Genomic DNA, 11,876 nt, shown 5'->3' on the forward strand with positions numbered 1-11,876 from the left:
AATACGCAAGCTGGCGGGCCAGCAGCGAGCCCGCGTCGCCCGCGTCGCCCAGGCGGGCGTGCTGCCACAGCGTGTAGTCGGCGTACTGCTCCCTCCCTCCGCTCCTCCGCTTCGCTCCCCCGCTCCACTCAGTCCAGAACCGGGCGGGCCGCGAACTGCGGGGCGGGGGCGAACGGATTTGTGAAACAACCGTCGGCGACTTTTTTTCGATGGGTGGTAACGCGCGGTAGGGCTCGACCCGATACAACGTGCGGTGCCGGACGACGGCCACCACACAGACCACGCGGCGCTCGTGCGAACGGGTAACGCTTTCCAGAGGCCGCCCCGGGTGTCTTACCCCGGGGCGGTTCTTCATTTCCCGGACCGCACGCGCCTGATGTACATCAGGGCAGGGCGATGTACTTGGTGTTCAGGTACTCCTCGATGCCTTCGAAACCACCCTCGCGGCCGAAGCCGGATTCCTTGACCCCGCCGAAGGGCGCGGCCGGATCGGAGATGACGCCGCGGTTCACCCCGACCATGCCGGTCTCGAGGCCCTCCGCGATCCGCAGCGCACGGTCCAGATTCTGGGTGAAAACGTATGCCACCAGGCCGAATTCGGTGTTGTTGGCGGCGGCCAGGCCCTCCTCCTCGGTGTCGAAACCGACGATCGGGGCGACCGGGCCGAAGACTTCCTCGCGCAGGATGCGCGCACCCGGGGGTAGGTCGGTGAGCACGGTCGCGGGGTAGAACCAGCCGGGGCCGCCGGGCGCCTTGCCGCCCAATTCGACTCGGGCGCCCGCCGCCACGGCGTCGTCGACCAGTTCGGAGACGGTGTCGAGCTGGTCCTCGTTGATGAGCGGGCCGAGGGTGGTGTCCGGGTCGGTGCCGGGCCCGAGCTTGTATTCCGCCATGGCCGCCACCAGCTTTCGGGTGAACTCGGGGCGGACGGAGTTCTGCACGTGGAAGCGGTTGGCGGCGGTGCACGCCTCACCGCCGTTCCGCAGCTTGGCCAGGACGGCGTTCTGGACCGCGGCGTCGATGTCGGCGTCGTCGAACACCACGAAGGGCGCGTTGCCGCCGAGTTCCATGGACGTGCGCAGCAGGCCGTGCGCGGACTGCTCAACGAGCTTCTTACCGACCGGGGTGGAGCCGGTGAAGGTGAGCTTGCGCAGGCGCGGATCGTTCAGCAGCGGCGCGGTGACGGCACTGGAACGACTGGTCGTGATGACCGACAGCACGCCGGCGGGCAGCCCGGCTTCGTGGCACAGCTGGGCCAGCAGCAGCATGGTGAGCGGGGTCTCCCCCGCCGGCTTCACGATCATCGTGCAGCCGGCCGCGAGCGCGGGGCCGATCTTGCGGGTGCCCATGGCCAGCGGGAAGTTCCACGGCGTGATGGCCAGGCACGGGCCCACCGGCTGCTTGTGCACGAGAATGCGGCCGGTGCCGCCGGGCGCGGACTGATACCGGCCGTGCACGCGGGTGGCCTCCTCGCTGAACCAGCGGAAGAACTCGGCGCCGTAGCGCACCTCGTTGCGGCTCTCGGGCAGCGCCTTGCCCATTTCCAAGGTCATGAGCAGGGCGAAATCCTCGGCCCGGGCGGTGATGGCCTCGAACACCGCGCGCAGGATCTCCCCGCGGGCGCGCGCCGGGGTGGCGGCCCAGTCGGCCTGCGCCGCGACGGCCGCGTCGAGCGCGCGGACCGCGTCTTCCGGGGTGGCGTCGGCGACCTCGAGCAGGGTCTCGCCGGTGGCCGGATCGTGGACCGGGAACGTCGCACCGCCGGTGGCTTCGACCGACCCTCCTATCCAGAGCCCGGTCGGAATGGATTCGAGTAGTTCGCGCGTCGACACCATGCGAACCAGCCTAGGCGCGCCCGTACCGCCGACGGGAGGTCCGAATCGACTTCGCACCCCCTCGGCGTGGCTTGTGCCCGGCATGGTTCCGGGACGCGGCGTGCCCGGCGCGGGGCCGGGCCCGGCCCCGAGTTGGTCCGGGGTTACCTGCGCGTAGCGGTGGCGGGTTGTAATCTCGGCGGACGTGAGCAGCGACATCACCGCATCGGCGGCCTGGCGGAAACTGCACGATCATCATGCGTCCATCGCGGCCCGTCACCTCAGGGATATCTTCGCCGAGGACCCCGAGCGTGGTCGTGAGCTGACCGTGCAGGTCGCGGACCTGCGCATCGACTACTCCAAACACCGCGTGACCCGCGAGACCCTGGATCTGCTGGTCGAATTGGCCGAGACGGCCGGGGTCGCCGCGCACCGGGACGCCATGTTCGCGGGCGAGCACATCAACGTCTCCGAGGACCGCGCGGTCGGCCACGTCGCGCTGCGCGTACCGGCCGGGCAGGTCATGGAGATCGACGGCGCGGACGCGGGCGCGCAGGTGCACGAAGTCCTCGGGCGCATGGGCGAATTCACCGACGCGGTGCGGTCGGGGCAGTGGCGCGGTGCGACCGGTGAGCGCATCACGACGGTGGTGAACATCGGCATCGGCGGCTCGGATCTGGGTCCGGCCATGGTGTACCTGGCGCTGCGGCACTACGCCGACGCGGGCATCTCGGCGCGCTTCGTCTCCAATGTCGATCCGGCGGACCTGGTTTCGAAGCTGGCGGGGCTGGATCCGGCGACGACGCTGTTCATCGTCGCGTCCAAGACCTTCTCCACCCTGGAGACGCTCACCAACGCCACCGCGGCACGCCGCTGGCTGGTGGCGGCGCTCGGCGAGCAGGCGGTGGCGAAGCACTTCGTCGCGGTCTCCACCCACGCCCAGCGGGTCGCCGAGTTCGGTATCGATCCCGCGAACATGTTCGGCTTCTGGGACTGGGTCGGCGGCCGCTATTCGGTCGACTCGGCCATCGGGCTGTCGATCATGACGGTGATCGGCCGGGAGCGCTTCGCCGAGTTCCTCGACGGTATGCACCGGGTGGACGAGCATTTCGCGACCGCGCCCCTGGGCGAGAACGCGCCGGTGCTGCTCGGTCTGCTCGGGGTCTGGTACACGAACTTCTTCGGCGCGCAGTCCCGCGCGGTGCTGCCCTATTCCAATGACCTGGCGCGCTTTCCGGCCTATCTGCAGCAGTTGACCATGGAGTCCAACGGCAAGTCCGTGCACCTGGACGGCTCACCGGTCACGAGCCAGACCGGTGAGATCTTCTGGGGCGAACCGGGAACCAACGGCCAGCACGCGTTCTATCAACTGCTGCACCAGGGTACGCACCTGGTGCCCGCCGATTTCATCGGATTCGCCAGGCCCACCGATGATCTGCCCACCCTCGACGGCACCGGCAGCATGCACGACATCCTGTTCAGCAATCTCATCGCCCAGACCAAGGTACTGGCGTTCGGCAAGACGGCCGAGGAGATCGCGGCCGAGGGCACGCCGCCGAACCTGGTGCCGCACAAGGTCATGCCCGGCAACCGGCCCTCGACCACGGTGCTGGCGCCCCAGCTCACGCCCTCGGTCCTGGGACAGCTCATCGCGCTGTACGAGCACCAGGTGTTCGTGGAGGGCGCCGTATGGGGCATCGACAGTTTCGATCAGTGGGGTGTCGAGCTCGGCAAGGCGCAGGCCCTCGCGGTGGAACCGCTGCTGACGAGCGCGCAGGAGCCCGAGCCGCAATCGGATTCCTCCACCGACGCGCTGATTCGCTGGTACCGCGCCGAGCGCGCGAACTGACCCCGGCGCTCCGCCGCCGGTGACACGGGCCCGGCCGATCCCGCGCGATCGGCCGGGCCTGTGATGTTCGACGCCGTCGTCCCGGCAATCCCGAGTTCGGCGCACCGGCTCGCGAATTTTTGCGAATACCAATGTTCGCAAACGATTGCCGAATCCCGCCGCGGTGCATAGGTTGTCGCATGTGCTGTACGGTCGTGGCCCCGAAGTGCGGCAGATACGAACGCTGCTCGATGCCACCGAGCAGGGTCACAGCGGTGCGCTGGCCATCACCGCCGACGCGGGCGCGGGCAAGTCCGCGCTGCTGGACCACGCCGCGGATCTCGCGGCCGGGCGGCGGGTGCTGCGCTGTTCCGGGGTGGAGAGCGAATCCGAATTGCCCTTCGCGGGTGTGCATCTGCTGCTCGGCCCCGCACTGGATCGCATCGACGGCCTGCCGGGACCGCAGCGCCGGGCGCTGGCGGGCGCCCTCGGGCTGGGCCCGGCCGACGGTGCGGACCGCTTCCTGATCGGCATCGCGACGCTGACGCTGCTGGCCGAGCTCTCGGCCGGGGAATCGGTGCTGTGCCTGATCGACGACGCCCAGTGGCTGGATCGGCCCTCTGCGGACGTATTGCGTTTCGTGGCACGGCGACTCGGGTCCGAGGGCGTGGTCATGATCTTCGGGGCGCGCGGGGGTTTCGAGGTCGGCGGGCTGCCCGAGATCCGGCTCGGGCCGCTGGACGCGGCGGCGGCCGCCGAGCTGCTCGCCGGGCACTGGCCGGGGCTCGCGATCGAACAGCGCGATCGGGTGCTGCGCGAAGCGGCCGGGAATCCGCTGGCGCTCTTGGAATTCCCGGCGATGGACGCCGAGGCCGCCGGGACCGCCGGACCGCTCCCGCTGCCCGAGCGCCTGCGGTGCGGGTATCAGCGGCAGATCGCCGAGCAGCCCGCCGACGCGCGGGCGGCACTGCTGGTCGTGGCCGCGGAGGAAACCGGGGATCTGGCCGTGACGCTGCGCGCCTTGGACGCCTTGGGTTTCGGCGCGACGGCGCTGGCCGCGGCCGAGCGGTCGGGGATGGTCGCGATATCCGGGCCGTCCGTGCGCTTCCGGCATCCGCTGCGCCGTTCGGCGGCCTACCACGGTGCGAGTTTCACCGACCGGCTCGCCGTGCACGGGGCCCTCGCCGCGGCGCTGGCGGCCGATCCGGCGCGCGGCGCCTGGCACCTGGCGGCCGCGCGCACCGGTCCGGATGAAACCGTCGCCGCCGCACTCGAATTCGCCGCCGAGCAGGCGCGGGAGCGAATCGGGCACGCGTCGGCGGCGGCCGCGCTGGAGCGTGCGGCACAGCTGACCCCGGATCCGCAGGTCCGGGCACGCCGGTTGACGCTCGCGGTGGAGACCGCCGTGGAGGCCGGGTACACCGACCGCGCCCTGCGCCTGGCGCGCGAGGCCGAGCACGCGCCGCTGGACCCGGCGCAGCGGGCGCGGGTGCTGGCGGTCCGGGCGCTGATCGAGTTCGAGTTCGGTTCGCTGCGCCGGGCACACCGGCTGACCCTCGAGGCCGCGGATCAGGTGCTGACGCTCGATCCGCAGCGGGCGGCCTGGCACCTGGTGGAGGCGGGCCGCATCGCGTGGACCGCGGGCGACATCGCGGGTGTTCGCGCAGCGCACGAACTGCTGGCCACCGTTCCGGTCGACGCCGTGCGCACTCCGTACTCGGCGCTGCGCGGCGGTATCGCGCTGTTGGACGGTGAACTCCGCCTCGGCATCGGGCTGATCCGCGCGAACGTCGCGTTCGCGGACTCGGTGCCGCTCGACATGATCTCCCTGCGTATGGCTTTCGCGCTGCAGTCCGCGCTCGTCGGCGACATGGAGATCGCGCACGAGCAGTTGAGCGCGCTGGCCGGACTGGTCCGCGAGCGCGGCATGATCGGCTGGTACCCGGCCGTGGCCTGCACCCTGGCCACGGCCGAGCTGATCATGGGCCGACTCTGCGACGCCGAAGTGACCGCGACGGCCGCGGTGCGGATCGCCACCGACATCGGTCAACCGGCCCGGATCGCCGGGGCCGAAGCGGTGCTGGCGGTGCTGGCCGCGCGGCGCGGTGAGACCGAGCGCTGCCGGGAGCTGGCCGAGCGGAATCTGCGCCGGGCCACCGGCGATGTCAACGCGCTCGACGCCACGCACTGCGAATGGGCGCTGGCGCTGCTCGATCTCGGCTTGGGCCGCTACGACGAGTCGCTGGCGCGTTTCGAGGCGCTGTATCACGCGCCCGCGCAGGCTCGCGGGCACTGGGTCGATCTGCTGTCCGATCTGATCGAGGCGGCGGTGCGTGCGCGCCGGCCCGAGCGCGCGGCTCGCGCGCTGGCCGAGATCGAGGACTGGGCGGCGGCGCTGGACACCCCGTGGGCCGAGGGCCTGCTGCTGCGGTGCCAGTCGCTCGTCGCCGGTGACGGCGCGAGCTTCGATCGCGCCCTGAAACTGCACGCCGAGGTTGATCGCCGGTACGACCACGCCCGCACCGCGCTGCTCTACGGCGAGTGGCTGCGCCGCGAGCGCCGCACGCAGGAGGCGCGCACGCACCTGGACGCCGCGCTGCGCACGTTCGATCGGCTGGGCGCGGTCCCGTGGGCCGAGCACGCCCGCGCGGAGTTGCGGGCCGCCGGTGCGGGCGCGCCGCCGGAGCCCGGCGACAACCTCGCCGGCCTGCTCACTCCCCAGGAGTTGCAGGTGACCCGCTTGGCCGCCGCCGGCGCGACGAACAAGGAGATCGCCGCCCAGCTGTTCCTGAGCCCGAAAACCGTTGGCCACCACCTGTACCGGGCGTTCCCCAAGCTGGGCGTGAGCAACCGTGTGGAGCTCGCCCACCTGTCCCTGGGCTGAGTTCGGATGTGCTTCCACGGCGAGAAATCCGGCCTCGTGGGCCGGCGCACGTTCGCCGAATCTCGCAGACGCGCCGCAGCCGAACTCGGCGAAGGCCACCGCGGCTCCGGTGGGCATATCGAACGACCGGCTCGGCCCGCAGCGCTCAGTGAGGCGCGACCCCGTCACGACTCGTCCCGACCTCGGACCGCCGGGCCGGGGCCTCATCCCGAACTGGCCCGAACATCGCAGGTCACAACACGATACGACTGCTGCGAGTACTGCCCTCGTGCACCTGGGCTGCGGCGGAAAACCCGGTGCGGGTATGCACCTCACGTCCCGAAACTCTGCGGTGGAGTTGGCTCACGCGGGAAGGCTGATGCGAATTCGCACGCGCACCGGGACAACGAGTGTCCCGACGCGCCTGCCGAACTCACACAGCGCGGGGCGACGAAGGTGGAAGCAGACGGCGATCCCGGGTGTTCGTCAATCCGAGTGCGGTTTTGCCATGGGGTCAACACCTCGAAACCGACGTCCACACGGGGGATCTCGGCCGTGCACGAGGTCCCGGTTCACACCCGGAGGGTGAGTTGATGCTGTACGGCCGGAGTGACGCGGAACGGGTGATCGGGGAGCTGCTGGCGGCGGGCGCCGGGGGGCGGAGCGGGGCGGCGGCGGTGATCGCGGGGGCGGGTGAGGGGAAGTCGGCGCTGCTCGCCCAGGCGCGCGGCTGGGTCTCGCCCGGCTCATCTGGGTGGTCCGGAGGACGGGGTGGGGGTGCCGCTGTGACCGGCGTGCCCGCCGGGGAATGGCGAGTATTGCGGATCACCGGACTGCAGAGTGGGGGCGAGATCGCGTTCTCCGGATTGCGGGGGCTGTTGCAGCCTGTGCTGGAACACATCTCGGCGCTGCCCGCGCCGCAGCGGGCGGCGCTGGGCGCGGCGCTGAGCTTGTCGTCGGCCGAGCCCCCGGAGCGATTCCTGGTCGGGCTGGCGGTGTTGTCGCTGCTGGCCGAGGCGTCCACGCGGGGGCCGGTGCTGTGCTCGATCGACGACGCGCAGTGGCTCGACCGGCCCTCGGTGGACGCGTTGCTGTTCACCGCGCGGCGGCTCGGAAACGAGGGCGTGGTCATGCTTTTCGCGGGGCGACCGGAGTTCGAGGCGGCGGGTCTGCCGGTGGTGACGCTGCCGCCGCTCGACGCCGACGCCGCGCGCGCTCTGCTCGCGGAGCGGATTCCGGGCCTGGCCATGGAAATTCGTGAACGCGTGGTCGCCGAGTCGGCGGGCAATCCCCTGGCCCTGCTGGAATTGCCGGGCATGAACGCGGATTCGCCGGTCGCCGGCCCGCTGGCGCTGCCCGAACGTCTGCGGGCGGGCTTCGGCGGACAGATCGCGCGACTGGCGGAGGGCACGCGGTTCGCACTGGTGGTCGCGGCCGCCGAGCACGGCGGCGACCCGGGGGTGATTCTGGGGGCGCTGCGCGAATTGGGTTCGGGCCCTAGCGCGCTGGCGGCGGCCGAGCGCACCGGCATGATCGTGGTGACCGCCCGCGCCGTGCGCTTCCGCCATCCGCTGATCCGGGCGGCGGCGTACCGAACGGCCACCGCCGCCGAGCGGGTCGCGGTGCACGGCGCCCTCGCGCGAACCCTGGCCGCGGAGCCGGAGCGGGCGGTATGGCATCGCGCGGCGGCCGCGAGCGGGCCCGACGAAACCGTCGCCGCGGCCCTGGAAGTCACCGCCGAGAGCGCCCGCGGGCGCACCGGGCACGGCGCGGCCGCCACCGCGTGGGAGCGGGCCGCGCGCCTGACCCCCGATCCGGTCCAGCGGGCGCGCCGGCTGGTGCACGCGGTCGAGAACGCCGCCGACGCCGGTCAATTCACCCGCGCGTGCGTGCTCGCCCGGCAGGCTCGGGAATCGACGCGCAGCCCCGCCCATCGCGCCCGCCTGGCCGGGGTGCTCGCGCATATCGAGTTCGAGCACGGTTCGCCGGCGACCGCGCACGGGCTGCTGTGCACCGGCGCGCAGGAGGCGGCCGCCACGGATCCGGCGCTGGCGGCGGCCATGCTCTTCGACGCGGGCCGGATGGCCTGGGTCCTGGGCGATCTCGGCGCGTTCCGCGATTCGCGCGCGGCCCTGGCGGCGCTGCCGCCGAGCCCGGACAGGGAGCGGTTCCTGCTGTCGTACGACGGAATCCTCGCGCTCTACAGCGCCGATCCGGCGGCGGGAATCCGCCTGATCCGCAGCAATGCCGTAGCGCCACAAGATATTCGGCACCACTCCCCCCAGGTTCAGTTCGTGCTCGCGACGCAGACCCTGATCATCGGCGATCTCGAAACCACCCGCGAGATCCTGGCCGATCTCGCCGAGTCCTGCCGCTCGCGCGGCCTGCTCGGCTGGCTCGCACTGGCCGAGTTGTGGCAGGGCACGGTGGAGTTCCTGCTCGGCCACTTTCGCGAGGCGGAGCTCTTGACCGTCGAGGGCAGACGCCTCGCCGAGCACATAGATCAGCCGATCCGGATAGTGCACGCCGATTCCAACCTGGCCCTGCTGGCCGCGGTACGCGGTGCGGGCGTGGACGACCCGGTGTTCGGGCCGGTCGAAGACCACCCGGCCGGCAGCGCGACCGTGTACCGCCCCGGGTCCGCCACGAGCGAGGAACGCTCGGTACTCGGGGCGGGCGTAGACGAGCCGGCGCACCGACCAGGCGAAGACCATCCGGCGGGCAGCGCAAATGTCAACCGCCCGGGGCACGGCACAGGCGACGCCAACCAGGCGGACAGACCCGGTGAAGACCACCCGGCGAGCGTTGCGGGCGCAGGCGCGCCGGTCGCCCCCGCGGGGGACGACCAACCGACCGGTGCTGCGGGACAGCGCAACCCGGCCGGAGGGGATACGCCCGAGTCGGCGGGACCGAGTCCCTTCCACCGCGCGCACTTCGACTGGGCCCGGGCCCTGGCGGACATGGGCGCCGAACGGTACGGGGACGCGCTGGACCGCATGGAAGCGCTCGGCGAGATTCCGACCCGGCGGCACGCGCAGTGGCTGCCGGTGCTCGCGGACCGGGTCGAAGCCGCCGTGCGCCTGGGCCGGCGCGAGCGCGCCGACCGGCCGCTCGCCGAGCTGCGACTGTGGGCCGACGCTCTCGAAGCGCCCTGGGCGACGGCCCTGCTGCTGCGCGCCACGGCACTGCTGGCGGACGATGCCGCCGCCTTCGTCCGCGCGCTGGAACTGCACGCCGCCCAGGGCCGCCATTTCGATTGCGCCCGCACCGGGCTGCTCTACGGCGAGTTGTTGCGCCGGGAACGCCGGACCACCGAGGCCCGAACCGAATTGCGCGACGCGCTCCGGACTTTCGAGCGCCTGGGCGCCGAGGTGTGGGCGCGCCGGGCCCGCGCCGAACTGCGGGCGGCCGGGGTCGGCATGCTCCCCGAGCCGCAACCGGACCTGACCGCCCGCCTCACCCCGCAGGAGCTCCAGGTGGTCCGGCTCGCTGCCACCGGAGCGACCAATCGCGAGATCGGCGCACGCCTGTTCGTGAGCCCGAAGACCGTCGGCCACCACCTGTCCCGCTCGTTCCGCAAGCTGGGCGTGGCCGGCCGCAGGGATCTCGCCCGCCTCGAATTGCACTGACAGCAAGCAATTTTCACCGCAGGCCACGCAATACCCCGGCCCCGGTCTCTACTTCGACCGAGTCGGCAGCAGATCGCTCAGCGCCTCGTCGAGGGTCGGGAAGTGGAAGCGGAACCCGGCCCGCCGCAACACCTCCGAGGTGGCGTGGCGGCCGGTGAGGCCGAGGGCGGGGTCGGTGCGCAGGAACACCGCGCCCACGGCGAGCACGGGGGCGGGGGTCGGGGGCGACCAGGGGCGGCGTACGTGGCGGCGCAGGGTGGCCATGAGATCGCGGTTGCGGACCGGGAAGTCGGTGGCGGCCACCACGATTCCGTTCGGGAGGGCGACCTCCGGGTCCAGGCCCAGGGCCGCGCGCACTATCGCGAGCCAGTCTCGGCGGTGGATCCAGCTGAACCACTGCCTGCCCGTGCCGACGCTGCCGCCCAGGCCGAGGGTGGCCAGCCGGACGAGCATGCGCAGCGCGGGCGCGTCCGGATCGAGCACGATCGAGGTGCGCAGGACCGTCCGGTGCGCGGCGTTGGCGCCGTCGAACGCCCGCTCCCAGGGTTCGGCGACGCCGGTCATCTGCGGCAGGCCGGGTACGGGCAGCGGAGTCGTTTCGGTGCACCGGGTTTCGCCCGCGTCGGACCAGATGGCGGTGGTGCTGGCCTGCACCCAGTAGTCGATCGGCCGGTCCAGCGCCGCGGCCGCGGTCACCAGCGCCCGCGTGGAATCGACTCGGCTGTCCCGGAGTTGGGCGATGTTGCGCGGTGTCGGCCGCACGTCGACGAGTTTGCCCGCCAGGTTGACCACGGCGACCGGGCCCGGATTCCGCAGCGCGGCAGTCCATTCGTCGGCGCCGCGCCCGTCCCATTCGTACTGCTCGTACGGCAGCTCCGGCACCCGGCGGCGGGTCAGGATGCGAACCCGTCGGCCCCGGCAGGTGAGGTCGGCGGCCAGCGCGCGGCCCAGCGCGCCGGTGCCGCCCGCGATGACGACGGTGAGCGCGTCAGCGGCGGGTTCGAGACCGGCCAGCAGAGCCAGGCGCGCGAATCCGGTGTGCGCGTCGGTCTGCAGCAGTGTGCCGACCACGGCCCGCGCGAGCGGGGCGGACACCCCGCCGAAGGTGAGCTGCTGGCGCAGTTCGGTGCCCCCGTCCCGCGGGGTCAGCGTCCACCGCATGCGCATGACGCCGGCGGGTTCGGGCTGCTCGATGGTGATTTCGCGCTCCGGAACGAAGGTCGCGAGCGTGAAGGGTTTCGCGAACCTGCCGTGTACGGCCTCGTTCGCTCGCCCGCGCGGCAGGTAGTCACCCGTCGCGCCGACGGCCGGTGCGGCGTGCATCCGCACCGCGGTGACGGCCGGGTTCCATTCGGGCCACCGGCCCGGGTCCCCGAGCACCGCCCAGAGCCGCTGCGGCGGGAGGGCGATCCACTGGCTGTACGTCGTTGTACGAGGCATACCGCAACGCTATTACCGCTGTCCCCGGGTGGGAAGCGTGTCCTGGATCGCACCGGGCGCACCGGGCTAGGCTGCGCTCATGACCGACTCGAATCTGCCGCGGGGCATCGGAAACCCGGCGACCAGGGCCTTCGCCCTGATCGGCCTGACCCGCCTGGAACAGTTCTCCGGCGCCTCCGAGGCCGAGCTGCTGGCCCTGCACGGGGTGGGGCCCAAGGCCATTCGCGTCCTGCGGGAAACCCTGGCCGAGGCCGGCCTGCCGCCCATGGCCTGATCCGGCCGCAGTGAACCCGCGCCGCTTC

7 protein-coding genes are annotated in these 11,876 nt (G+C 72.2%); 4 read left to right on the plus strand and 3 right to left on the minus strand.

Features of this window, described 5'->3' with window-relative positions; genetic code table 11:
* Together ACWDOP_RS35045 and ACWDOP_RS35050 are read right to left on the minus strand one after the other, a co-directional pair.
* A partial coding sequence (locus ACWDOP_RS35045; RefSeq protein WP_456348498.1) for a hypothetical protein occupies nt 1-355 on the minus strand: 355 nt, incomplete at its 3' end.
* A 28-nt stretch (nt 356-383) separates the two neighbouring features.
* Nucleotides 384-1,835, minus strand: a complete 1,452-nt coding sequence (locus ACWDOP_RS35050; protein WP_456348499.1) for an NAD-dependent succinate-semialdehyde dehydrogenase — start codon at nt 1,833-1,835, stop codon at nt 384-386.
* A gap of 184 nt (nt 1,836-2,019) precedes the next feature.
* On the opposite strand from ACWDOP_RS35050, the gene pgi reads away from it, so the two are divergent.
* The 3 genes from pgi (at nt 2,020) to ACWDOP_RS35065 (ending at nt 10,134) form a co-directional block, all read left to right on the plus strand.
* Nucleotides 2,020-3,663 carry a glucose-6-phosphate isomerase gene (pgi, locus tag ACWDOP_RS35055; RefSeq protein WP_456348500.1) on the plus strand — a complete coding sequence of 548 codons (1,644 nt, stop codon included), beginning with the start codon at nt 2,020-2,022 and terminating at the stop codon, nt 3,661-3,663.
* A gap of 181 nt (nt 3,664-3,844) precedes the next feature.
* Nucleotides 3,845-6,526, plus strand: a complete 2,682-nt coding sequence (locus ACWDOP_RS35060; RefSeq protein WP_456348501.1) for a LuxR C-terminal-related transcriptional regulator — start codon at nt 3,845-3,847, stop codon at nt 6,524-6,526.
* Between the two features lie 572 nt (nt 6,527-7,098).
* Nucleotides 7,099-10,134 carry a LuxR C-terminal-related transcriptional regulator gene (locus ACWDOP_RS35065; RefSeq protein WP_456348502.1) on the plus strand — a complete coding sequence of 1,012 codons (3,036 nt, stop codon included), beginning with the start codon at nt 7,099-7,101 and terminating at the stop codon, nt 10,132-10,134.
* 48 nt (nt 10,135-10,182) lie between these two features.
* On the opposite strand, the gene ACWDOP_RS35070 is transcribed toward ACWDOP_RS35065, so the two are convergent.
* Nucleotides 10,183-11,574 carry a DUF1731 domain-containing protein gene (locus tag ACWDOP_RS35070; protein ID WP_456348503.1) on the minus strand — a complete coding sequence of 464 codons (1,392 nt, stop codon included), beginning with the start codon at nt 11,572-11,574 and terminating at the stop codon, nt 10,183-10,185.
* Between the two features lie 79 nt (nt 11,575-11,653).
* On the opposite strand from ACWDOP_RS35070, the gene ACWDOP_RS35075 reads away from it, so the two are divergent.
* On the plus strand, nt 11,654-11,848 hold the full coding sequence (locus ACWDOP_RS35075) for a hypothetical protein (RefSeq protein ID WP_456348504.1): 195 nt from the start codon (nt 11,654-11,656) through the stop codon (nt 11,846-11,848).
* The last annotated feature ends 28 nt before the right edge of the window (nt 11,849-11,876 follow it).

Source organism: Nocardia sp. NPDC003693, assembly GCF_053981095.1.

Coding starts and splice junctions, on each gene's coding strand:
- ACWDOP_RS35065 (WP_456348502.1), top strand. CDS start 7,099: ATGCTGTACGGCCGGAGTGACGCGGAACGGGTGATCGGGGAGCTGCTG.
- ACWDOP_RS35075 (WP_456348504.1), top strand. CDS start 11,654: ATGACCGACTCGAATCTGCCGCGGGGCATCGGAAACCCGGCGACCAGG.
- ACWDOP_RS35050 (WP_456348499.1), bottom strand. CDS start 1,835: ATGGTGTCGACGCGCGAACTACTCGAATCCATTCCGACCGGGCTCTGG.
- ACWDOP_RS35070 (WP_456348503.1), bottom strand. CDS start 11,574: ATGCCTCGTACAACGACGTACAGCCAGTGGATCGCCCTCCCGCCGCAG.